This is a genomic window from Antrihabitans stalagmiti (assembly GCF_016482825.1).
Lineage (GTDB): Bacteria > Actinomycetota > Actinomycetes > Mycobacteriales > Mycobacteriaceae > Antrihabitans > Antrihabitans stalagmiti.
Window position 1 is genome coordinate 829,882 of the sequence record NZ_JAEMNV010000001.1, and the last position, 23,080, is coordinate 852,961.

Genomic DNA, 23,080 nt, shown 5'->3' on the forward strand with positions numbered 1-23,080 from the left:
TCATCACTCGTTGTTAGCTTTCGCGACATGTCTGACACATACTCGGAGACCGACATCGCGAAGTTCGGCAGCAGGCTCACCTTCATGGCGAGCCACCTCGCATTCGGGTTGTCGTGCGGAGCACTGGCGTCACTCGTCATCGGCGGTCCGCACGCCTTCCCACGGTCGGTCTCGGTCGGTCTGCTCGTGGGTGGACTCGTTGCGGGATGCCTGCTGCTTTTTGTTGCGCTGCAACCCGACCACCCGACCGACCCAGCCGCTGTGCCGAGGCCGATCTCGTCGATCGTCACCGACAAGCAGCTCGCGAAGGCCGCCGCCGAGGGGCGACTCGCACTTGCCCGAGTGACCGACGTTGTCTTCGACTACCACAGCGAGAGCACCGGACCCAGGTACAAGGTCTCCTATGTCGTGTCGCCCAGAGTCGGAACGCCCTATGCCACAACGGAGTCCGTCGCGATCGACCCGGTGCTCGCGAAGACGGTCGAGGTCGACGCGATCGTCGTCGTCGCGATGGAGCTCACGATCGGCGGGCACGTCGGACTTGTGCGTGCACCAGACGAGTACTGGAAGTCACTTGCGGCCACCGATACGACCGTGCGGACCACCCAACCGATGCCTCCACAACCACGACCTGCGACGTCCACACTGCTGACTCGCCGACTGATCTTCGCGACCGCAGCACCATTGCTCTTCGGCGCCGCCATCGCAACGCTCCCGTTGTTGCTACGGTTCGCGGCATGACTCGTCGCTTTCTCGTGCGTAGAACCCTTGCTCGAACCGCCCTACGGCTGAGCCGCTGGAAGGTTGCCGGCGAGTTGGCGCCCAAAGGGATCCTGGTCGGAGCGCCGCACACCTCGAACTGGGACTGGGTCGCGACGATCCTGATGAGTTGGAGTCAGAGTGTGCAGCCGATGATTCTGGTCAAGAAGGAGTTCTTCAAGGCACCCTTCGGTCCACTGCTGCGCGCAACCGGCGGCATCCCCCTCGATCGCAACAACCCGGGTGAGACCGTCCGCGAGTTGCTGGAACGCGCGGAGGGCAGCGAACACTTCCTGCTCGCGCTCGCTGCGGAAGGCACTCGCAGCAAGGGCGACTACTGGAAGTCAGGTTTCTACCGAATCTCCCAGCAAACGGGAATACCGATCCTCTTCGGTTACATCGATGGTCCGTCCAAGACGGTAGGCGTCGGTCCGACGTTCGTACCCACGGGCGACATCACCGCGGACATGGACGTGGTGCGCGCCTTCTATTCGGACAAACGTGGCATCAACCCGGAGATGGGCACCGAGCCGAGGCTCCGAGAAGAAGGCGCGTCGGAGTAGGCCTCCTGCTCAGGAGGGAAAACCGCACATAGGCCCGATGGCAAGAAAGCTTTGCACCTCACAGATCAGCACCTGAATGGCTCTGGACGCGCCCTGCGCCGAACCGCTGTCAGCAGAACCGCTGTCGAGTGGTGCAGCCGTCGCCGAGGCAGCGGTGAGCGGCAGAGCAAGCACCAGCGCGAACATTGCGGTGGCAGCGGTTCGTTTGAACACGAGAACTCCGATCGAAGGCGCGGGCGCTGGATAGACGTTCGTGCCTGATCCGGCACGTTTCGAACGTATTGCTCCCAGCCAGTCGCTGCGAGCCCCCAATTCTGTCGCCAGCACGACCGGGGTACCTGGCACAATGCGAAACGTGAGCGACGACGCCGGCGTGCCGACGGGAAGCGGTGCAGCAACCCCGCCTCCCGGGCTCCTCGCACGGGTGGTGCGCAGTCAATCTGCCGCTTATGTCGTAGTCGGATGTGTGAACACAGCAATCGGCTTCGGACTCTTCATCGTGTGGATGACCGTTCTCGGCGACAACGACCTGTATGCGGTCGCTGTCGCAGCCGCGTATTCCATGAGCATCGTCATCGCGTTCGTCCTGCACCGCACGCTTGTCTTTCGTGTTCGCGGCCATCTGTTTCGCGATTTCGTCGGCTTCGTCGGCGTCAACGCCGGCGGGTTCGTGCTGAATTTGGCTCTGATGGCACTTGCCGTCAGCGTGTTCCGTTTTGCCCCGATTCCGTCACAGTTCGTCGTAACGGGCATCGTCGCGGCAACAAGCTACTTCGGCCATCGCCACGTTTCGTTCCGGCGGGCACCTGCACCGCCCGGCGACGCCGAGGTTGTACTGTCACGAACTCGTGGGTGACGAAACGCGGGAATCCAGAAAAACCGTGCTGCTGTGGGCGGGCGCAGCGGTCGTCGGAGTCGTCGCAGGCTACATCGCGGTACTGCTCGTCAACGTGCGACATTTTTATACCGACGACACCGAGTCGCAGTACGTGCCGCTGTGGATCACCATCGGTCAGCATCTGCGCAACGGTCAGTTCCCCGGCCTGGTCACCGACGAATGGATGACGGGCAACTACTCGGTCGAAGGCCAGGGCAGCCTGCTCAATCCGCCGCAGATGCTGGTCAGTCTGATCGCACCGTCGTTCGACAATCTGCTTGTACTCGCGACCCTGGTCAAGCTTGCCTACTCGATCGTCCTCGTACTCGGCGTCTTCCGCGTCTGTCGCGCCTATGGCGCGCTGGCCCCGTGGGCCGCGGTCGCCGGTGTCGCGTTCACGTTCTCCGGCTGGGTCCTGTTCCTGGACCAAGCGACCTGGGTGCTCGCACTTGCGGGCACGGCCTGGCTGACGCACGCCTGGGCGTCTGGCATTCGCTACGCACGTGGGCGCGGCGGACCGATTCCCGTATTCGTGTTCATCTTCTTCGCCATCACCGTCGGCTACATGTGGCCAGGCATCGAGACCGCGATGATGATCTGCGCGGTCGCGCTCGGCGAGTTGATCTATCAGCGCAATTGGCTCGCACCCGTTCGCCTCCTTGCCGTTGCAGGGTTCGCAGGTCTCGCCGGACTGATGACGTACCTGCCGAGCTTCCTGTCGTCGCATGTCACGTGGCGAGACGCCGAAGTGGTCATCAAGAACGACGGGTTCATGACCATCCCGTGGTCGGAATCGCTCAACTCGAGCCTCCCGACGACGCTGCCCTCGTTCAACTCGTGGTTCGGGCTCATCCAGCCGTTCCCCATCGTCTACATCGCCTGGTTCCTCATCCCCGGACTCGCGTTCATCGACTGGAAGGCCGCGTCTCGGTCGGCGCGCAACGTCAGCGGTGCGGCGATCTTCGCGCTCGCCGCACTCATGTGGACCGCAGGACCAGCCGTCATCGGTCCGCTGCGCTGGCCGGCGCGTGTGATGCCGATGCTCGCTCTGGGCCTTCTCGTTCTGGTGTGTGTGTTGTTCAGCAAGCACGGGACTTTGAAGTCGTGGCGGACTCGCGTCGGTGTCTCGGCATTCCTCCTGCTTCTCCTGCTGATGAGGACGATCTCGTCGGCGCCGAGCGGAAAGCTGAAAACGCATGTTGCCGCGGCAGTGGTCGTGGGCCTGATGGGTGCGGTCGTCCTGCTCGTCGCGGCGAAACGCAACCAGGCGACGGCGTGCGCGTTGCTCATCGCCTCGGTTGTGCCGATCGCGTACTACCAGGTCGATCAGGTGCCGCATCACCCGATGTCGTGGAACCTGCCCGAGAAGCGCAAGCAGGCTCAGGACGTGTTCCCCGACTTCGACGGACTCACCCTCCAACTGGCCGATAGCCAGCTGTTCCCGATCCCGGAGAAGTTCCTCGGCGGCGTCTACAGCTCGCTCGTCGTCGGCTACTACGCCAAAGACCTCGATCTGAACTACGTCAACGGGTACACCCCCATCGGCCACTACTGGTTCTCGCAGCACTTGTGCATGCGTTGGGACGGCAGTGTGTGTCCGGATGCCAAACGGCGTGTCTTCGAGAAGGAGCCGACGACAGGCAAGACCCTCGCCGATCTTATGAAGGTCGATCGCGTCGTACTCCAGGCCGCGATGTATCCGAACGCCGACTCCGAGCCCGCGCCCGACGGCTGGAAATGGGTGCAGTATCCGGGTCACGAGCGCTGGATCTACGTGCTCGAACGAGAAGGTGGACCGATCTCGACCGTCAACGGTCGCGTCGCAGCCACCGACAACGTGACGGCGACGTCGGTCTCCGAGTCCGACGACAGCTCCAAGGTCACGGTGACGTCTGCACAGGGTGGCCGCGTCGTCTTCGCGCGGCTGGCATGGCCGGGCTATCACGTCACCCTCAACGGCGAGGACATCGGCTACGACACGGTTATGGACACCTTCCTCAGTGTCGACATCCCCGCTGGTACGACCGACGCCGACCTCGAGGTGACCTGGAGTCCACCTGGCTGGCAGCTCGGCTCCGCGACTGCTGTCCTCGGGCTCGCAGGGGTCGCCGTCCTGCAGTTGCTCTACGTTCGCGGGCGTCGGCGACCGGTCGACGAGGCCGTACCCGAGCCCGTCAGTGCCTCGTGACGCGTGCCACGTTGTCGTTATCTGCGTGTTATCGTCCCTGTTGCATTGCTTCCTGCAGCGTCGCCGTCGACGTGCGAAGAATGTCCATATGAAGATCCGCCACTGAGAAGGTCGCCTCCAACGATGCCGCAGTTGTCCGCCGCGCGTACGGATCGCTCCGATACGCACACCGAGCACCGCACACAACCGGTGCCGTCGGCGAACGAGCGGATCCACACGGTTTCGGTGGTGGTTCCCGTATATCGGGGCGAACTCACCATCGCGAATCTCGTTGCCGAACTCGATCGATACGCGACGCCGTCGAAGTCGCCGAGGGGCGCGCTGTTCGCGATCGAGGAAATCGTTCTCGTCCACGACAACGGCCCCGACCGGTCCGACGTCGTCCTCGCCGAATTGGCCGAGTCCAACGAGAACGTCAAGGTCGTCTGGCTGAGCCGAAACTTCGGGCAGGACGCCGCCACCATCGCAGGGATGGCCGCGTCCAGAGGCGATTGGGTTGCGACTCTCGACGAGGACGGTCAGCACGATCCCGACTACATCGGGCGCTTTCTCGACGAGGCACTGTCGCAGCGTGCCGATCTGGTCTACTCGCGGCCGACCAACACCCGTCCGCACGGATTCGTTCGCAATGTCGCGTCGATGGGATCGAAGTTCGTTCTGACGTCGCTGTTCCGCTTTCCGTCGGGAACCCATTTCGAAAGCTACCGACTGATTCGCGGGGACATCAGCCGCAAGTTGTCCGAGGTCGCCGCCGCCGGGGTATACCTCGACGTCGCGTTGACCTGGGTCGTCGGGCGTACCGCCACCGCACCCATCGAACTACGTTCGGAGGGCCGCGAGGAGTCCGGGTACACCTACCGCAGCCTGTTCTCGCTGTTCTGGAAGATGGTCCTCTGCAGCGGAACCCGCGGTCTGCGCATCGTGAGCGTGCTCGGCGCCGCGCTCGGCTTGGCCGGCATCGTCCTTGCCGGAGTCGTCGTGGTCCAGACGATCGACGGCACGACGGACCCCGACGGCTGGGCGTCGATCATCGTCGCCATTCTGCTGTGCTCGGGAGCGATTCTGTTTTCGCTCGGAATGATCGCCGAGTACCTCGGCGTGGCACTGCACGTTTTGGCTGGCAGACCGCTATTTTTGACGGTGGATTCCCCGACTCCGCGTCCCGACGGAGAGGACAAAAGCCATTAACACCGATGCGATTCCGTTCAACAAGCCCTTCCGCGCGCCTGGCGAACTCGACAACCTCGGCGAGGTGCTTGCGTCCTCCCACGTCCATGGCGACGGCCGGTTCACGAACGCTGCGACGGCCAAGTTGAAGCAGATCACCCACGCACCGCACGCGCTTCTGACAACGTCGTGCACACATGCTCTCGAGCTCGGTGGGCTGCTCCTCGAGCTCCAGCCCGGTGACGAAGTGATCCTGCCCAGCTTCACCTTTCCCTCCCCCGCCTCGTCGGTCGCTCTGCGCGGCGCGACGTGTGTATTCGTCGACATCGACGATTCGACCGGCAACATCGATCCGGCCGCGGTTGCCGAGGCGATCACCGAGAAGACCAAGGCCGTCGTCGTCATGCACTACGGCGGCGTCGCGGCAGACATGGGTCCGCTGCTCGACCTCGCTGCCGAGCATTGCTTCGCCATCGTCGAAGACAACGCGCACGGACTCGGCGGCAGCTGGCAGGGCCGCCCACTCGGCACCATCGGGACGATCGGTGCGCTGAGCTTCCACGACACGAAGAACGTCCATGCGGGCGAGGGCGGTGCGCTGCTGCTTTCCGACGACATTCTGATGATGCGTGCGGAGATCATGCGGGAGAAAGGCACCGACAGGGCTCGCTTCCTGCGCGGCGAGGTCGACAAGTACGGCTGGCAGGACATCGGATCGAGTTATCTCCCAAGCGAATTGAATGCCGCCGTGCTCGATGCGCAGCTCGCGTCCTTCGACGTCATCCAAGCGGGCAGGCACCGCGTCTGGGATTCCTATGCGCGTGCGCTGCCTGCCTGGGCCCAGCGAAACGGCGTGCGGCAGATGAACGTTCCGGCCGATCGGGAACACACAGCACACCTTTTCTACCTTCGAATGCCGACCGAAGAGACCCGCGACAGCTTCATCGGTCACATGCGTCAACGCGGTATCGCAACCCCGTTCCACTACGTACCGCTCGGCACGAGCCCCGCCGGATCCAAGATGGGTAGAACCCCGAAACCGTGCGTTCGAAGCGCCGAATTCTCGGAGACCGTTGTCCGGCTACCGATCTGGCCCGCCATGACCGACGACCACATTGCCCGGGTGCTGGACGGGGTCACTGCCTTCGTTGCATAACTCGTTAGCCGGACAAAACGGTCCCAATATGATCACTAAAGCATTTACGCGGTTCCCTTTTCGTACGGAATCGTGTTCCTATCACTCAGGCAAATGAGCATTAAAGTGTTGCCGGCAACGGCAGAAGGGCGGATTTATATGAGGAGCCAGCGTTTACGTAAGTACGCGGCAGGATTCGGCGTGCTCGTCGCCGTAGCGACAGCGGGACTCTTCACGACGGCCACCGCAACGGCCGAGCCGCTCTGGCCCGGCGGACCCGACTTCGGTACACCGGCGGTCATTCCGCCGCCTCCCGCGCCGTGTGACGCGCCCGGAGCGCGCGCCTGCCTGCGCCTGTCGACCAACGAAGCGTGGCTGATGGACAACGGCCGCACCGTGTTCGGGCCGACCCCGATCTCCCACGGCCAGCCGGGCTACGAGACGAACGTCGGAGTCTTCGACGTCGACTTCAAGAAGCCGTACCACTGGTCCACGATGCACCACGCCGACATGTACTACGCGATCTTCTTCGACGGCGACATCGCGTTCCACGTCGGACCGGTCGACCTCAAGTCCCACGGCTGCATCCGTATGACCGAGCCGGGCGCGAAGGCGTTCTACGAACACCTCAACCCAGGCGACATCGTTCAGGTCATCAGGTGACCTGACTCCCAGCAGTAGCCGATACGGGCGCGGATCTTCGGATCCGCGCCCGTTTTCGCGTTGTGGCCGCTCCGCGGCTCGTGAGTCTTTTCGGAGGTCGGGCGCTCCGGAAGGACTCACGAGCGGCGGAGCCGCCTTTTTGTCGGTGGGGTCCGATAGTGTCGAATGTATGTTCTACTCAGGGGGAAGTGCAGAAACCGAAGGTCCGGAGGAGGTCCGGACCTACCCACTCCAGATCAGCGTCGCTGACGAGTTCGCACTCTTGGAGCGCTACCGCGTCAACGAAAACGTCAACGCCTGCTCCAAAGTGATCGCCGCAACCGACATCTGGTGGACCCGGATGCGCACCGAATCCGACCTCGTCGCCGCCGGCAAGAAGGTCGCCGTCGGCAACTCCGTCTTCGCCGAAATCGGCGCCGCCCTGGGCTGCTCGGCCACCACCGCACACACCATGGTCGACGTCGGCATCGAACTCAACTCCCGATTCCCCTTGTTTTACACCGCGTTCGACGACGGCCGACTCGACTACGCCCGCGTCACAGTCGTCTGCACCACGCTCAAAGAAGCCAGCACGACGACGATCGAGAAGATCGAGTTCCTCGCACTGTGTGCAGCGAAAATCCTCACCCCCGGCCGGTTGCGACGTGAGATCTGGCGACTGTGGATCGAGGCCGACCCGAAAGAGGCCGCCGAGGCTCGAGAGCAGTTGACGAAGACTGATCGCACGGCCTATGTGTGGAAAGGGACTGCGGGGTTGTCGTGGCTCAGTGCAGCCATCACCGACCTCGAAGGTGTCGAAGCCGATCAACTGCTCGACGAAATCGCCGACACCGTCTGCCCCGAAGACTCCCGCAGCCGCAACGCCCGCCGCGCCGACGGACCGATGGCCCTGCTGCACGGCGAACGGTCGTTGCGGTGTGACTGCCGATCGGCTGATTGCCCGACCCGCGACATCGAATTGGCCCCGCGGCGAGGACATCTCGCCCAGATCGTCATCGACGCGAAAACCCTCCTCGGCCTGAGCGCAGACCCCGCACACCTCGGTGACGGAACACCGATCGACCCGGAACTGGCCCGCATCCTCGCCGCCGACGCGACCTGGCAAGCCATCCTCGTCGAACTACGGTCCGCGGCGATGGCAGCGGCCGGACAGGGAACCACTGCAGCCGAACACGATTCGAGTAACTGCACCGACGATGCCGTCCGCGGGAACCGAGCCGAAGAATCCGCACCTCCGCAGACAACCGATCCGACCACCCACGAAAATTCAGTCGACCACGAATCAGACTTCCACGACGAGACCGTTCCCGACTCCGCAGACGTTGACCCCGAACCTGTTGACCCCGAACCGGATTCACCCGCAGAGGTCGAATACCTGCACTACCTCCGCCGCGGACGCAAACACCGACCCGGCACCATAGCCCACCCCACTACGACGGCACCGCCCTGCCTGAAACGGGTCCGCAGTGCCGGAACAGTCATCGACGACATCCTCACCGCCATCGCCGACGACGCATCCCTACGCCGCGGAGTCCATCCCGACGGCCACGGCGGACACCTCGAACCTCCACCCGGGGCGTTGATCTACCGACCCCGCGCCGAAGTCGCCGAGTTGGTCCGCGCCGCCTACCCCACGTGCGTATTTCCGAACTGCACCGTGCCGTCGCGCACATGCGAACTCGACCACCGCGTCCCGTTCCACCATCCCAACCCCACCACGGGTGGCTGGACCATCTTCGACAACCTCCAACCCCTGTGCAAGAAGCATCACGACATCAAAACCTGGCAACTCTGGACCTGCACCGCCCTCGCCGGCGGCGCCATCCTCTGGACCAGCCCCACCCACACCCCGCACATCAGCCTGCCCAGCCACCACAACATCGTCGGCGCACCACAACCCGAACCGGAAGCGACGAAAACGATCCCGACACCCAGCTACGCCGACCCACTCACCGCGTACGAAGCCAACGAACTGCTCTACGAACCCACCTGGTGGGAGACCTTCGCCGGTACCGACGCCACCGCAACCTTCGCCGACCACGACCCCTACCTCCGAGACCGCTACCGCGAACACCTCGCCATCGTCTACAAACGAGTCGGCGACGGCAAAGCTCCGTGGGACCAAATCCCGGAGCCGACGGCGGAGAAAGCGATTTCAGACTCACATTCGGTGGGATCCAACGCACTGTTGGGCATCTCGACAACGGCAGTCAGAAAGGTCTATGCAATTTACCAAAAATGTTGTGCCATAACGGAACAACTACTTCGCCAGGTTGACCGACGTCAGATCGGCCGTCTATAAATAGCGAACTGTTCGGCGCCTTGGGGCACCGAGAACAACTCGATTCAAGGAGCTGTAACAATGGCGTGCAGTCAGCGGTCTCGGCGAGCACTACTTGTCATCAGTGCGGTCATGGTCGCATGTGCGGCGACGACCTCCTCGACCGTAGCAAGCGCGGATCCGGCAGCGACCCAGCCTGCCCTACCGTTCCCAATTCCCCCGCTGCCACCGGAATTCGATCCGAGTTTCTACAATCCGCCACTCGCAGCGTATGAGGATAAGCAGCCCGGCGAAATTATCGCCGCTCGGCAAGTAAATCTTGGCTTCAGTTCTGTGCTTCCGATCAACGCGGCGTCCTGGCAGTTGTCGTATAGATCCACCAACACCCGCGGTGAGCCGATTCCTGCCGTCACGACGGTGCTGCAGCCGCGCAAACCGAAAGGTCCAGTTCGGGACAAGTTGCTGTCCTACCAATTCCCGATCGACTCGCTGGCCCACTACTGCGATCCGTCGTATGTTCTGCAACTTGCCTCGATCCCGGGAGCACTGACCGGTCAACCCGGCATACCCATCGAACTGCTCATACCGATCGCTGCGGCCGAGCTGGGTTGGACGGTCTCCATGCCGGACCACCAAGGGCCGAATGCTGCGTTCGCCGCTGGTCCACTGGCTGGACGGATCACCTTGGACGGCATTCGGGCTACGGAGAATTTCGCCGAAGCCGGATTGGCAGGCACCTCCACCAAAGTTGCACTGGCTGGATACTCGGGAGGAGCAATCGCAACCGGCCACGCAGCAGAACTGCATGCCTCCTACGCGCCCGACCTCAACATTGTCGGTGCGGCCGAAGGTGGCATTCCCGCCGACCTCAGTGCCGCGCTCAATATGGCCAACAACAATGCCGGCGCGGGCATTGTCTGGGCCGGAGCTGTCGGAGTGTCCCGCGAATACCCGGAACTTGCACAATATTTCGCCGAGCACATCAACGATTTCGGCAAAGGGCTTACTCAGGCAAAAGACAACCTTTGCCTGGCCTATCAAGCGGCGAGTTTCCCGTTCTTGAATATGAAGGGCCTCTTCGACACCCCGGAACCACTCAACGAGCCCGTTCCCGCCGCGGTGTTGGACAGAATTCGTATGGGACATGCGGTGCCGGATGTGCCGATGTACATGTATCAGGCAAATCCGGATTGGCTCATCCCCGTCGGGCCGGTCAACAATCTTGTGAACACCTACTGCCAGTCACCGACTGCTCAGGTTCGGTACACACGCGATCACTTCAGCGAGCACGCGACGCTACCGTTTCTCGCTGTGCCGAGCGTAATCATGTGGCTGAAAGACCGTCTCGACGGAATCCCTGCCGAACCAGGTTGCAGCACAACCGATGTCGGGTCCATAGCGTTGGATCAGTCGTCGTGGCCACTGTTCGCCGGCGCGGTAGGACCACTCGTTGCCGATCTCTTCGGAAAACCTGTCGGAGAATAAGTTGCGCGGCACTACATTTGGTTGATGTTTCTTGCCGATCTCAGCGCCGCACTACCTGAGGGACGGTTGATCGTCGATCCCGACGTAGTCGATCGCTATCTGCACGACGAGGCCGAGTGGGCACCCTACGAACGCCCGCTCGCGGTGCTCCGACCTCGAACCGCCGAGGAAGTCCAGATCGCGGTGCAACTGTGCGTGCGGTACGGCACGCCGGTCGTACCACGCGGTGCCGGCACAGGCCTGTCGGGCGGAGCGAATGCGATACGCGACAGCCTTGTCGTTGCATTCGATTCGATGACGGCGATCAAAGAAGTCGACCCGCTCGAGCGCCTGGCCGTCGTCGAACCGGGTGTGGTCAACGACGACCTCCGAAATGCCTGTGCCGCAGAGGGATTGTGGTATCCGCCAGCCGGCAAGCTCACCGTGGTCGACCATCGGCGGCAACGTCGCCACCGACGCGGGTGGAGTCTGCTGCGTAAAGTACGGCGTCACAAAGGATTACGTACTAGGCCTCCAGATTGTGACAGGGACGGGCGAGCTGGTGCGGCTCGGCCGCCGCACAGCGAAGGGTGTGGCCGGCTACGACCTTGCCGCACTGCTTGTCGGTTCGGAGGGAACGCTCGGCGTGATCACCGAGGTCACCGTCAGGCTTCGACCGACTCGCGCACCCGAACGCACCGTCGCCGGTTACTTCGATTCGATCGTCGATGCCGGCCGGGCTGTCGATGCAGTCGCCGCCGCGGGGATCACGCCGTCGGCGCTGGAACTGATCGACAGGCAGTGCCTGCTGGCCGTCGACGCGTGGAAGGACATGGGACTGTCGGTCGACGCCAACGTAGTCCTCCTCGGTCGAATCGACACACCCGGCTCGCTGGGTGACGACGAGGCTGCCACGATGCGTACTGCCTTCGACAAATCCGGGGCCAGTTGGAGCGCGCAGTCGTCCGACCAGGCCGAAGCCGATGCGCTGTTCGCCGCCCGCAGGCTTGCGTACCCGGCATTGGAGCGTCTCGGTCCGGTGTTGACCGAGGACATCTGCGTGCCGATCCGCGCTGTCCCCGAGATGCTGTCCAGAATCGAAAGCATTGCGACACAATGGGATACAAGGATTGCGAACATTGCTCACGCAGGCGACGGCAACCTCCATCCGCTGTTGATCGCGCCGCACGACGACGACGCAGCCCGCCAACGAGCGCAAGCTGCGTTCGACGACATCATCGATGCTGCGCTGAACCTCGGCGGAACCGTGTCCGGCGAGCACGGCATCGGACTACTGAAGATGGGCGGTCTGGTGAAAGAACTGCCGCCCGCAGTTCTCGACATGCCCCACAACATCAAGAGGGCGTTGGACCCAACCAATATCCTCAATCCGGGAAAGGTCTTCTCGAGAACGATCTAGTTGATCACGGACCAATCACGATTGGATTCGGTGTCGATTCGGTTGCGAAATGCTTCGATAAACCAACTGTGCCCCTTTTATTTATGTGAGTCGGATCACTGCACGTAATTTCGGCATAACCGCAGCTCTAGCTGCTTTTCTGCGATCCAGACCGACGAAATCTGAGTCCTACTACGAGCCACGTTTTTGGTCTGTTCATCTTCCGTTAACCTTCCGCGACCATTCTGTGATCTGTCGTCAACAGACAGAAACGTCACCAACCCGAAGTTCCCCAAGTTGCGCCATGACGACCGTGAAGCGTTCCCGCTTCTGACTAGTACATCCACGAATAGCACGTAGTGCACCAGCGACCGACCCGACGTCTTTCGCTTCGAGTGCACGCTGCCAAGTGCTAGCCGATCACGGCCGAACTTGTAAGGAACCACTTCATCATGCGTGTCACCACTTCCCTTGTTTCGCGTAAACGCACCGCGTCGATCGCACACACCGGCAGCGCCGCCGTGTTGGCGCTTGCTGCAGTTGCCGCACTGGCAACCACCGGCAGCGCCACCAATGCCGACGCCGATCCCGTCGAGCTGGTCGCGATCGTTGCCCCGATCACCCAGCCCGTGCCGGAACCTGCACCCATCGTTCCGCCGCCGCCGCCCGCACCGGTCTACGCAAACAACCTCGACGGCTGGATCCGCCAGGCGCTGGACATCCTCCGTGCCCACAACATCCCGGGCAGCTACGACGCAATCATGCGCAACATCATGCGCGAATCGACCGGCAACCCGCGTGCCATCAACCTCTACGACTCGAACGCGGCGGCAGGCATTCCCTCCAAGGGACTGCTGCAGGTGATCGATCCGACGTTCGCGGCGTACCACGTCGAGGGCACCTCACTCGATATCTACGACCCTGTCGCAAACATCGTCGCAGCCTGCAACTACGCGGCACACCGCTACGGCTCGATGGACAACGTCAACTCTGCTTACTGAGGTCTACTAGCTCGTCGAGTCGGCACCGTCGGTCTGGTCGAACATGGCCCACTCGCCGTCGTGATCGACTTCCATCCGGTAGCCGAGTTCGTTCGATGGCACCTCGATGTTGGAGAACCATTCGTACGCGTCCTGCGAACTCGTGAACTCCTTGGTGTCGATGACTTCCTCGGATGGATTCAGGACCCTGTACTTCGCCATTGAAACTCCCTCTTCGCTCGACCGGCGCGGTGCCGTGTGACAGTTGCCGATTTCCCGTTTGTGATGGCTGCCAAACGATCGTCGAAAAGTTCGAATCGCCCCTTGCCTATATCTCCCGACGGTGATACAACAAATCTATGCCGGTTGAAGCAGAAAACCGGCACACACCGAATCAGATTGGAGAGTTGGAGGTGGCCACGATGTTGATGCGCACCGATCCGTTCCGAGATCTCGACCGCCTGACCCAACAGGCGCTCGGTACGCCGGCACGGCCCGCGATAATGCCCATGGACGCCTGGCGAGATGGTGACCAGTTCGTCGTCCAATTGGATCTTCCGGGCATGAACCCGGACTCACTCGACCTCGACATCGAGCGCAACGTGATTACGGTGCGTGCCGAACGTCGAGGCTTCGATGCGGACCGGGAAATGATCGCTGCGGAACGACCCCGCGGAGTGTTCAGTCGGCAGCTCTTCCTCGGCGAGAACCTCGACACCGAACACATCGACGCCGACTACACGGACGGCGTATTACAACTGCGAATTCCGGTAGCCGAGAAGGCGAAGCCGAGAAAGATCAAGATCGGTCACAGTTCCAGCCGACAAGAGATCAACGCCTGATCGACATCCGCAAGCCAACTGGGCGCACCCACCGTTTCGTCGGTGGGTGCGCCCATTTCGGTTTCATCGACACACGTTTGACGAAGGTCGAGACGGGCTATTCCCGAAGCGTCTCTATGCCAACACGACCGCGTGGTCCACAATCGATCGGCATCGAAAACCAATGGGTGTCAACAATATTCGAATAGTCAAGAACGGTCCGATTCTGGCCGACGGCCCGGTGGACATAACCTTGCCGGACGGTTCCCACGTGCAGTCGGATCGGTTCGTGGTCGCGATCTGTACGTGTCGGCGCAGCGCGTCCTACCCGTTGTGCGACACGAGCCACCGCCGCAAAGGGCCTTCGGCTTAGCTGGTGACGAGTGCGGTTCGGCCGTGTTCCCAAGCCGAAAGCAAGTAGTCACTCAGTTTGTCCTCGACGAAACCGCCTGCGCGGATACCGAAGACGACGTCGGCTGCCAATTCCGGCTCACGAGCGATGAGATCTCCGACGACGTCGTGCCGCAGGACCTGCTCGTGCACCGCATCCGCCTCGACATGCTCCGCATAGAATGCGATACACGGCTCCGGAGCCGCCATTCTCTCCAGCGCACCGACCAGCCGTTTGGACCCAGGAGACGACGTAATCTCCGTCGCCGCGAAGTGACCGACAACGGCACCACGCAACGAACGTCGCAAACCGAAGAGCGACATCAGGTTCACTGTGGCAAGGGCCTCGGCGGGCACGTGATCGATATAGCCGAGATAGGCCGAGTCGAGGTCTGCCGCAGCAAGCAGGTCGGCGAACAACGCCTGATGCACTCGATCCCCTCGACCGCCGCCGTACTCGTCGAATTCCACTGCTACGAAAGATGCTTTTGCTTGACCGGTCAGCCGTGGAATCGCCCACGCGTGTGGGTCGGCCTCCTTCAGGTGATAGAGGGACCGCAGTGCGAAGTACTCGCGCATCTGTTCCCAGGATCCGTGGTCCCTCAAGTAGTACGACGCGCCGGAGCCATCGACAGGTTCGCGCGAGAGTGCGTCCATTTCCGCGACAGCGTCCTCACCGGGTTCTACGTTGTCGCGCACATAGCCGAGGAAGACCCTTTCCATCGCAGCCCGCAAGCGCAGAAGGTCGACGTTCCACTCCCAATCGCCGGCGACGCCCGCGAAACCCCGATAGTGCAGTTCGTAACAGACGTAGAGGGCAAGGTGAAGGTCCGCACCGTAGGGATGTGCATCATCGACAGCCACGCTGAACGGCGTCGACTGCGACGGATCCGTTGTCAGAGCCTCTAGCACGGCCAACGACAGCGGCCCCCGCGCAGTGGGCAGCGCAGCGGTGATGGCAGATGTCAGCAAGGTCGGGTACCTACCTAAAATTCGGCGTTGAACGGCGAATACCCCGCACGCCGATCGCCAAACTGTTGCGATCATGTTTCGTCGCATTGCCCTGCGGGTATTTGAGCCCCGAATCGATTTGAGGGCCAGACCGATTCGCGTCGACAGTCCAGACACTCGCTCTCGCGCAGCGCCGGACAGAGCAGTCGTGTTCGATGCGGTCCTTTCGAAATTCTCTGCGGACGATGATCCACGACGACGAAGGCGGCTGGTCGATGCTCGAAAACGAAACGATGTCTGTCGAGATCGGCGGCGTCACCGTTGCGCAACTGCCCCGAACCTGGGTGCCGCCCACTGTTTATCGCCCGCAGCAGGATTCCGCACTCATCGCAACGGCACTTCTCCACGAAGGCGTCGCCGGTCGCGACGTACTCGATCTGTGCACGGGAAGCGGTGTGCTGGCCATGACCGCCGCGACCTTGGGCGCGGCGCGGGTCGTGGCCGTCGACATCTCGCGGGCCGCTGTTCTGACCGCTCGACTGAACGCGTGGCGCAACAGACTTTCGGTCACGGTGCATCGGGGCAATTTCGATTGCCTGCCCGCGACCGAGTCGTTCGACATCATTGTGTCCAACCCGCCGTACGTTCCGTCGTCATCCGCAACACCGAGCGCAGTTGGCGCCCAGCGTTGGGACGCGGGCGACGACGGTCGTTCCGTCCTCGATCCGCTCTGCGACCGAGCCTTCGACCTGCTCCGCCCCGGCGGCACGTTGCTGGTCGTGCAATCCGAGTTCAGCGGCGAAGCTCGGACCCTGGAACGGTTGCAGGACAGAGGTTTCGACGCGAAAACTGTGCAGCGGACCCGCATTCCCTTCGGTCCCGTGCTGTCCAGTCGACGCCCCTACCTACGGGAACTGGGGCTCTGCGAGCCGAACTGCGACGATGAAGAACTGATCGTCATCCGCGGAAAGAAGACTCTGAAATAAGACATACCGGGTGCGGTAAATCGGACTAAACTCGGTCCGATGGAGCAGCGTAGCGAAGCTGCGAAACATCGAACTGGCGGCGACGGGCGATCCGTGTTCGACCGATTCGTCGAGTTCGCCCATCACACAGTGAGCAGAGCACCATTCTTCGTCGTGTGCGCTGGGATCGTCGCCCTGTGGTTGATCAGTGTTCCGCTCTGGACGGACCTCAAAACCTGGCAGGCGGCAATACACACCGTCGGCAGCGTTTTCACGCTACTGGTCGTTGTGTTGCTCGAAAACGCGAGTCGCCGCGCAAGCGAGTCGTCACACGAAAAGCTCAACGTCATGGCCGAGGCGATCGCCGCACTGTTGGAGTCGTCGGCGCGAGACGATCCCGAATTGCGCGCTGCCGCAGAACGACTCCGTGATGCGGTCGGCCTCGAGGAGCGTCACTAGCACTCGCATCGATCGGCCCCGGTACCGTCGGACCCATGACCGATATCAGAGACATCGAGCTGACCCGATTGGACGGCACCACCACAACGTTGCGCGAGTACGAGGGCCAGGCGGTGATGATCGTCAATGTGGCGTCGCGGTGTGGCTTGACGCCGCAGTACACGGCGCTGGAAGCGATCGCGGAGAAGTACGCCGACCGCGGACTGACCGTGATCGGTGTGCCGTCCAACCAGTTCGGCGGTCAGGAACCGGGCAGCGCTGAGGAGATACAGACTTTCTGCTCGACGCAATACGGCGTGACGTTCCCGTTGCTGGCGAAGACCGACGTCAACGGCGCCAACCGTCACCCCTTGTACGCCGAGCTCACCAAGACGGCCTTTGCGGACGGTAAGTCGGCCGACAAGATCGGCTGGAACTTCGAGAAGTTCCTCATCGCTCCCGACGGCACGGTTGCCAACAGATTCGGACCGACCGTCACACCCGATTCACCCGAGGTCGTAGCCGCGATCGAAGCCAACCTGCCTGACTGAGTCGGTTTCCGCACGCGTCCGCGCGTACTCGTCCGGGTCGGTGATTCGCCACATCGCCTCGCCTATCGCGAGTACGCCGCGGGCAGGCAACGGCACGCCACCGAGATCAGGATTCTCGGTGAGGCGGGTCGGGTTGCCGAGCTCGGTGCCGTCGAGTACCGCGTGAGCATCGTTGATGTGAAACATACGGTGCGGCATCAGGATTCCTTGGTGCCCGCTGGGCATTTCGCCGGCGAGTTCCAGTCTGCCCATGCCGAGGCCGCGTGCAAGCGCCTCCCGCATTTTGAGCATCGAAGCTGGCTTCCACGTCCAGAGCGGCATCGTTGCGCCGGTAGCGTTGAGCATTTTCAACGTCCTGGACTGCGACGCGGTGACCGTCCAGTCCAACCGCGGATTGTCCAGCCTCACACGAAGTGTCGACGGACCTGTCCAGGTGAGTTGGATCTTCGCGTGCGCAATGTGATCGCACGCGGGAGCGTAGTAGCGCGGACATGCGATGTCGAGACGTGGCCCGTCGACGTAGATCGACCAGCTGCCAGCCGGATCGCGGTGCCACACAGTCGCATAGGGCGCAAACGGATTTTGCGGGAATACCCGCAGCGCCAGCACGTGCCCGCTGTCGAAAGGCAGACCGAAAATGCCCCAGCCTCGTACGTATTCGTAACCGGGCCAACGTGCTTCGCCTCGTTCCGCGACGATCGACGAGCAGCGATCAGCGATGGTGATCATGGCGGACCTCAGTAACTGAAAGTGGTTGCGGCGTCGTCGCCGATCCACTTCCACATCGGGATCGTCCCTTGGATCTCGGCGCCACCGATCAGCGCATCGGCATCGAGTTGCTTGGCGTTGAAGCAGAGCGGACACACGTAGTACTTCCCGCCTGCGGCCTCGTTTCTTTGCAAGAGATCGGGAATGGATGGACACCCGTCGCACGCGACTCCCGCCGCAGTACCCTGCACAGCGAGCCGCACCGCCTCCTTGGCCAAGAACATCAGCGTCTCGCGGCCCGTCTCGGCGGCACCGACCGCAACCCAGAAACGCAACGGTCACCTTTTCCGGATCTTCCAGCCCTGTCGTCAGACTGATGACTGCTTTGGTTGCCATGGCTACGTCCTTCTCATCTGTAGTGGATGTAGAAGAACGGTACGAACGGCAGCTGGTCGGCGTCGTCGGGTGAACTCCCTACAAATCGAGCGCGTCGAGCAAACCGTTGCGCAGCGCGAACAGCGTCGCCGTGGAACGCGACGACGATCCCGTCTTCACGTAAATACGCTCGATATGCGTGCCCGCAGTCTTTTTGGCGATGCCGAGACCGCGTGCAACGTCGACGGTGGATGCACCGTGCGCGATCATCCGGAGCACCTCTATTTCACGCGGCGTGAGACCGGCAGGCCCGGTCCGCCGTTTGCCGCCCACCCCCGCTGTGGCGAGGACGGCGTCCGCCGCTTCGGCGTCCAGCCGCCCCGCCCGGACCTCGGTGCGCAGCAGCGTCGCCGCCTCCTTGACGGAGCGTCGCCGACGATGTGCACGTTCTTCGGTCAGTGCGCGAAACATGCAGGACGCAGCCAGAATTCGGCCCGTGACCGGGATCGTCGAGCCACTCGAACCGCGATGATATCCGCTACCGTCCATCCGCTCGTGTGCCTGGGCGGCGATCGCCCCGAGGCGTGCGAGCGCAGAAGGCCTGGCAAGTACACGCTCGGTGTAATACGCGCTGAGCCGCACCCGCTCCCATTCCGTCGCCGCCAAAGGTCCAGGCTTGTCGAGAACGGTCGCGGGCAGACCGTGTAGACCGATGTCGTGGAGCAACCCCGCGCGTCGGACGTCGCGGACTCGATCTTCGGGAAGCCGCATCGACGTCGCCGCGGCAGCAGCCAGATCCGCTACGCCGCGCGAATGACCCGCTCTGTGCAAGCTGCGCAGATCGGTGAAATCGGCAACCGCTTCGAGCGCAACGTCGAGTTCCGCTTCCGACAGTGACCGGCGCAAAGTTCGATCGTCCGCAATCAGCTCGTGCAGTTCCGCCTGCCTGCCGATTTCCGGGAGCACCGCGGGCGCGATCTCACAGAAGGCATCGACGATGGTCGGATCGAACTGCTTGCCGCGACGGGCTCCGGCGACGTCGACAGCGCCCGCGACTCCGCCGAGCCGATGATGGACCTCGACCACATCCGCGAGATGAAACAACCTGACCGGCAAGGCAATATCGGTGCCACCGACGCCGTTCGGAACACCACGCCCGTCCCACCGGGTGAAGAACTGACGCAACCCGTCGCCGACAGCATCCGGCAGTCCGAGTTGGTGCGCCATCGTCGACACCGTGGTGCAGTGCGACTGCATGCCCTCCACGACACCGCGACCGCCCGTAGCGATGAGCGATGCAGTCGCGACGAGCCGCCGCGACACGGATGCGCCGGAGCCTGCGTGACCGGTGAAGAACCGCAAACCCGATGCACCGGCCAGGTCCACTCCGTATGCATCGGAACGGAATTCGATGTCGTCGCCGAACAATGCCGAGACTTCGGGAGCATCGGCAACGCATCCGACCCAGGACAGCATCGCGAGATAGAACAGAGACTCGTACTGATCATCGGCAAGTCCGACGTACTTGCCGGTCCGGGCAGCAATCTGCCAGGACCGAAGGAGATGTTCCATCGGCTGGCCCAATCCGAGATCGGTCGCCAGGGAGAAGGCCGCAAGCAACTCGGCGAGCGAGACGCCGGAATCTCTGTCGCCTCGATCCTTGTCGCCTCGGTCCATCCGATCAGCCTACGAGCGTCGGTCCCGCACAACACACGACTTGCTACGAGTTCTAGTGTGAGCGCTGTGGGCAAAGCAGCGTCGCTGGCACGCATCGTGGTCGTATACATCGTCGCGTTCGCAGTCGGGCTCGCGTGGCTCGTGTGGGGGCCGAACACCGCTCACCTGTGGCTCGACTCGCTGATCGCCGACGTGCTCGCCACGCTCGTCGTGTTCGCAGCCAGTCGCTACTTCCGCAACTCGAGCTGCTACGACGCGTATTGGAGTGTCCTACCGCCGCTGCTGACCGTGTATTGGTGGGTAACCGCGGGCGCCGACACCGACCAGGTTCGCAACGCCCTGGTCACCGCGATCGTGCTGCTCTGGTCCATTCGGCTGACCGGCAACTGGGCATACGCGTTTCCCGGTCTGCACCATGAAGATTGGCGATACCGGCTGCTCCGGGAGCGTGCAGGTCGCGGCGAGTTGCTCGTCGACCTCTCCGCAATTCACCTCGTACCGACCGGGCAGGTGTTCCTCGGTCTCGTGCCTGCGTACGTGGCGGTGACGACATCCGGGCGGGCATTCGGCTGGCTCGACCTCGTGGCCTTCGTCGTCGGCCTCGTCGCAGTGACGATCGAACTCGTCGCGGATCTGCAAATGCACCGCTTCACGCGGCAGCGTGAGCCGGGCCAGGTCATGGCGAGTGGATTGTGGAGTTGGTCGCGGCACCCGAACTACTTCGGCGAGGTCGGCTTCTGGTTTGCCTTGGCACTGTTCGGGATTGCCGCATCGCCTTCCGGCTGGTGGTGGCTTCTCGTCGGCGTCGCCGCCATGCTGGCCATGTTCCTCGGCGCGAGCATCCCTCTGATGGAAAAACGTAGCCTCGAACGACGGCCCGACTATCAGGCTGTCATCGACCGAGTACCGCGCTTCGTGCCTCGTCCGCCACGCCGAGTTCAGGTGTGAGCCGACCACGGGTGGTCGTCGCCGGTCTCGGCGACAGCGGTCTGCTGACGGCAATCCGGCTGGCTCGGCACGCCGACGTCGTCGGCATCTCTTCGAAGCCGGGCTTGGTGAGCGGGCAGGAACTCGGTAGTCGGCTGAGCCGACCCGACGTGTGGTCCGTCGACTATCGGATCGCGTTCGACAGATTCCGCCGGCTGGATTCGGTTCGGACGCTCCACGGCATGCTCATCGGTGTCGATCTCGTCGGACACACTGTTACCGTTCAGCTTTCGGATGGGAAGCTCGTCGACGAGCCCTTCGACGTTCTTGTCGTTTCGACCGGCGTGACCAACGGGTTCTGGCGTACCTCCGACCTGCAAACCACTGCCGACATCGACGCGGATCTGCGGGTCGCGCACGAGCGTCTCGCATCGGCGTCGTCGGTCGTGATCGTCGGCGGTGGGGCGGCGGCGGTGAGCAGTGCCGCCAACATCGCCGGAGCCTCGCCGGCCACTCGCGTCGATCTCTACTTTCCAGGCGCTCGTGCACTCCCCCTTCATCATCCGCGAGTGTGGCGCACCGTCGAACGTCGCCTACGTGTACTCGGCGTCGGCGTGCACCCGAACCATCGCGCTGTGGTCCCTGCAGGATTCACCTTCGATCGAATCACCGACGAAACCATCGAATGGGTCGGCGGTCAGCCTGCCGTTACCGCCGACGCTGTGCTCTGGGCGATCGGTCGGGTGCGGCCGAACACCGATTGGCTGCCCGCCGAATTGTTGGACGACGGCGGGTTCGTTCGCGTGGCACCCGACCTGCACCTGCCGGGGAACCCTCGGGTATTCGCGATCGGTGATGTCGCAGCAACCGATCCGCTGCGCTCCTCGGCGCGCAACAGAGCGGATCGGCTGCTGGCACACAACATTCGCGCAGAACTCGCCGGACGACCGTTGCGCGATTACCGTCCGCCGCGGCGGCGCTGGGGTTCGGTGCTCGGCACACAGCCGGATGGTCTGCAGGTGTTCGCCCCGAACGGCCGCGCATTTCGGATCCCGCCGTGGGCGGTCCAGCGCATCTTGCGGCCGCTGATCGTTCGGCGCGGCATCTACCTAGGAGTCCGCAGATTCCCTAGGGAGCCGCACGCCACAACATAGGTGGCCGCTGCCGATGTCGCCGCAGTGCCGTTGCGCCACAGTGAAAGTAACCGGCAAAAGGTGTGCCGGGCCGACACGAAGGAACAACGAGCGCCATGCCCGAGATTCTCCGCCCATTCGTCATCATGATGCTGGTGCTGACCGAAGTCGCCCTGTGGCAGTGGCGCGTGATCCTCACCGGTCGGGGCCACAAAAGCTTTCCAGCTGCACTGGGCGTGCTCGGATCCCTGCTGCAAGTCACTGCGATCGCGCAAGTCGTCACCAACCTCGACGACCCACTGACCGTCGGCGCCTACGCAATCGGCGTCGGCGGCGGTGTCCTCATCGGCGTCACTGCAGGAACCAAGTTCTCGTCCGAGGTCGTCGAAGTGAAGCTGGTGACGACGAAAGCGCAGCTCGGAGCTGCACTGCGACTGCGAGGCTGGCCTGTGATCACCTACGACGGACAGGGCAATGCCGGTGCGGTGCAGGTACTTCAGATCATCGTGCCCGGACGCCGCCGCGCGGCGCTGCTCGGCGATCTCGAGGAACTGGCGCCGCGCGCGTTCTGGACCATAGAAGACGTCCGACCATCCGCCGAGGCAGGCTCTCCGACGGCGCTGCTCGCGGCGTGACGCTCGGCAAACCGCCCCGTCCGGAGCCCGCGC

At 63.0% G+C, this 23,080-nt stretch carries 23 protein-coding genes and 2 pseudogenes; 19 read left to right on the plus strand and 6 right to left on the minus strand.

What is annotated here, in order from left to right; translation table 11 throughout:
• Positions 1 to 27 precede the first annotated feature (27 nt).
• Positions 28 to 741 (plus strand): hypothetical protein, encoded by a 714-nt coding sequence (locus JGU71_RS03900; RefSeq protein ID WP_199702338.1) that lies wholly within the window; start codon positions 28 to 30, stop codon positions 739 to 741.
• Positions 738 to 1,322: a 1-acyl-sn-glycerol-3-phosphate acyltransferase gene (locus JGU71_RS03905; RefSeq protein ID WP_233528602.1), complete on the plus strand. Its 585-nt coding sequence runs from the start codon at positions 738 to 740 to the stop codon at positions 1,320 to 1,322. The genes JGU71_RS03900 and JGU71_RS03905 overlap by 4 nt, the downstream gene beginning before the upstream one ends.
• Before the next feature lie 9 nt (positions 1,323 to 1,331).
• On the opposite strand, the gene JGU71_RS03910 is transcribed toward JGU71_RS03905, so the two are convergent.
• Positions 1,332 to 1,667, minus strand: a complete 336-nt coding sequence (locus JGU71_RS03910) for a hypothetical protein (RefSeq protein ID WP_199702341.1) — start codon at positions 1,665 to 1,667, stop codon at positions 1,332 to 1,334.
• A gap of 1 nt (position 1,668) precedes the next feature.
• On the opposite strand from JGU71_RS03910, the gene JGU71_RS03915 reads away from it, so the two are divergent.
• The 9 genes and pseudogenes from JGU71_RS03915 (at position 1,669) to JGU71_RS03955 (ending at position 13,497) form a co-directional block, all read left to right on the plus strand.
• Positions 1,669 to 2,178 carry a GtrA family protein gene (locus JGU71_RS03915; RefSeq protein WP_199702344.1) on the plus strand — a complete coding sequence of 170 codons (510 nt, stop codon included), beginning with the start codon at positions 1,669 to 1,671 and terminating at the stop codon, positions 2,176 to 2,178.
• Complete coding sequence (locus tag JGU71_RS03920; protein WP_307829484.1) at positions 2,171 to 4,387, plus strand: hypothetical protein; 2,217 nt, start codon at positions 2,171 to 2,173, stop codon at positions 4,385 to 4,387. Before JGU71_RS03915 ends, JGU71_RS03920 begins: the two co-directional genes overlap by 8 nt.
• A gap of 210 nt (positions 4,388 to 4,597) precedes the next feature.
• On the plus strand, positions 4,598 to 5,575 hold the full coding sequence (locus tag JGU71_RS03925) for a glycosyltransferase (RefSeq protein ID WP_372433096.1): 978 nt from the start codon (positions 4,598 to 4,600) through the stop codon (positions 5,573 to 5,575).
• Positions 5,571 to 6,710: a dTDP-4-amino-4,6-dideoxygalactose transaminase gene (gene rffA, locus JGU71_RS03930; protein ID WP_199702870.1), complete on the plus strand. Its 1,140-nt coding sequence runs from the start codon at positions 5,571 to 5,573 to the stop codon at positions 6,708 to 6,710. Before JGU71_RS03925 ends, rffA begins: the two co-directional genes overlap by 5 nt.
• A gap of 138 nt (positions 6,711 to 6,848) precedes the next feature.
• On the plus strand, positions 6,849 to 7,352 hold the full coding sequence (locus tag JGU71_RS03935; protein ID WP_199702350.1) for a L,D-transpeptidase: 504 nt from the start codon (positions 6,849 to 6,851) through the stop codon (positions 7,350 to 7,352).
• Between the two features lie 169 nt (positions 7,353 to 7,521).
• Complete coding sequence (locus JGU71_RS03940; protein ID WP_199702353.1) at positions 7,522 to 9,654, plus strand: HNH endonuclease signature motif containing protein; 2,133 nt, start codon at positions 7,522 to 7,524, stop codon at positions 9,652 to 9,654.
• Positions 9,655 to 9,714: 60 nt separating this feature from the next.
• A complete protein-coding gene (locus JGU71_RS03945) occupies positions 9,715 to 11,118 on the plus strand; it encodes a lipase family protein (RefSeq protein WP_199702356.1) in 1,404 nt (467 codons plus the stop codon).
• 24 nt (positions 11,119 to 11,142) lie between these two features.
• Positions 11,143 to 12,517, plus strand: a pseudogene (locus tag JGU71_RS03950) (FAD-binding oxidoreductase).
• Positions 12,518 to 12,948: 431 nt separating this feature from the next.
• Positions 12,949 to 13,497: a transglycosylase SLT domain-containing protein gene (locus JGU71_RS03955; protein ID WP_199702372.1), complete on the plus strand. Its 549-nt coding sequence runs from the start codon at positions 12,949 to 12,951 to the stop codon at positions 13,495 to 13,497.
• A 6-nt stretch (positions 13,498 to 13,503) separates the two neighbouring features.
• Here the strand turns inward: JGU71_RS03955 and JGU71_RS03960 are convergent, their stop codons facing one another.
• Entirely contained in the window at positions 13,504 to 13,698 is a 195-nt protein-coding gene (locus JGU71_RS03960) for a hypothetical protein (RefSeq protein WP_199702376.1), read from the minus strand.
• A gap of 200 nt (positions 13,699 to 13,898) precedes the next feature.
• Here JGU71_RS03960 and JGU71_RS03965 point away from each other — a divergent pair, with 200 nt between their 5' ends.
• Complete coding sequence (locus JGU71_RS03965) at positions 13,899 to 14,318, plus strand: Hsp20/alpha crystallin family protein (RefSeq protein WP_199702392.1); 420 nt, start codon at positions 13,899 to 13,901, stop codon at positions 14,316 to 14,318.
• A 163-nt stretch (positions 14,319 to 14,481) separates the two neighbouring features.
• Positions 14,482 to 14,670, plus strand: a complete 189-nt coding sequence (locus tag JGU71_RS03970) for a CDGSH iron-sulfur domain-containing protein (RefSeq protein WP_199702395.1) — start codon at positions 14,482 to 14,484, stop codon at positions 14,668 to 14,670.
• Here JGU71_RS03970 and JGU71_RS03975 read toward each other — a convergent pair.
• Positions 14,667 to 15,656 carry an iron-containing redox enzyme family protein gene (locus tag JGU71_RS03975; protein ID WP_372433097.1) on the minus strand — a complete coding sequence of 330 codons (990 nt, stop codon included), beginning with the start codon at positions 15,654 to 15,656 and terminating at the stop codon, positions 14,667 to 14,669. The two genes, JGU71_RS03970 and JGU71_RS03975, sit on opposite strands and share 4 nt — an antisense overlap.
• 227 nt (positions 15,657 to 15,883) lie before the next feature.
• Between JGU71_RS03975 and JGU71_RS03980 the strand changes: the two genes are divergently transcribed.
• Genes JGU71_RS03980 through JGU71_RS03990 form a run of 3 tightly spaced genes read left to right on the plus strand, consistent with a single transcriptional unit; the run spans position 15,884 to position 17,592 of the window.
• Entirely contained in the window at positions 15,884 to 16,624 is a 741-nt protein-coding gene (locus tag JGU71_RS03980; protein ID WP_233528604.1) for a HemK2/MTQ2 family protein methyltransferase, read from the plus strand.
• Between the two features lie 39 nt (positions 16,625 to 16,663).
• The gene (locus JGU71_RS03985; RefSeq protein ID WP_199702401.1) at positions 16,664 to 17,062 is read left to right on the plus strand and encodes a low affinity iron permease family protein; all 399 of its coding nucleotides are present in this window, start codon (positions 16,664 to 16,666) and stop codon (positions 17,060 to 17,062) included.
• Positions 17,063 to 17,097: 35 nt separating this feature from the next.
• Positions 17,098 to 17,592 (plus strand): glutathione peroxidase, encoded by a 495-nt coding sequence (locus JGU71_RS03990; protein WP_199702404.1) that lies wholly within the window; start codon positions 17,098 to 17,100, stop codon positions 17,590 to 17,592.
• On the opposite strand, the gene JGU71_RS03995 is transcribed toward JGU71_RS03990, so the two are convergent.
• The 3 genes and pseudogenes from JGU71_RS03995 to JGU71_RS04005 all read right to left on the minus strand — a co-directional run bounded on the left by JGU71_RS03995 (position 17,548) and on the right by JGU71_RS04005 (position 20,352).
• On the minus strand, positions 17,548 to 18,321 hold the full coding sequence (locus tag JGU71_RS03995; protein WP_199702407.1) for a hypothetical protein: 774 nt from the start codon (positions 18,319 to 18,321) through the stop codon (positions 17,548 to 17,550). The genes JGU71_RS03990 and JGU71_RS03995 overlap by 45 nt on opposite strands.
• Positions 18,322 to 18,329: 8 nt before the next feature.
• Positions 18,330 to 18,696: pseudogene (locus tag JGU71_RS04000) on the minus strand (DsrE family protein).
• Positions 18,697 to 18,774: 78 nt separating this feature from the next.
• Positions 18,775 to 20,352, minus strand: a complete 1,578-nt coding sequence (locus JGU71_RS04005; RefSeq protein ID WP_233528605.1) for an HD domain-containing phosphohydrolase — start codon at positions 20,350 to 20,352, stop codon at positions 18,775 to 18,777.
• Positions 20,353 to 20,409: 57 nt separating this feature from the next.
• Between JGU71_RS04005 and JGU71_RS04010 the strand changes: the two genes are divergently transcribed.
• The 3 genes from JGU71_RS04010 (at position 20,410) to JGU71_RS04020 (ending at position 23,047) form a co-directional block, all read left to right on the plus strand.
• Positions 20,410 to 21,300, plus strand: coding sequence for a DUF1295 domain-containing protein (locus tag JGU71_RS04010; RefSeq protein WP_372433088.1), 891 nt, complete (start codon positions 20,410 to 20,412; stop codon positions 21,298 to 21,300).
• The gene (locus JGU71_RS04015; protein ID WP_199702416.1) at positions 21,297 to 22,433 is read left to right on the plus strand and encodes an FAD-dependent oxidoreductase; all 1,137 of its coding nucleotides are present in this window, start codon (positions 21,297 to 21,299) and stop codon (positions 22,431 to 22,433) included. The genes JGU71_RS04010 and JGU71_RS04015 overlap by 4 nt, the downstream gene beginning before the upstream one ends.
• Positions 22,434 to 22,528: 95 nt before the next feature.
• Positions 22,529 to 23,047 (plus strand): DUF5698 domain-containing protein, encoded by a 519-nt coding sequence (locus JGU71_RS04020; protein WP_199702419.1) that lies wholly within the window; start codon positions 22,529 to 22,531, stop codon positions 23,045 to 23,047.
• The last annotated feature ends 33 nt before the right edge of the window (positions 23,048 to 23,080 follow it).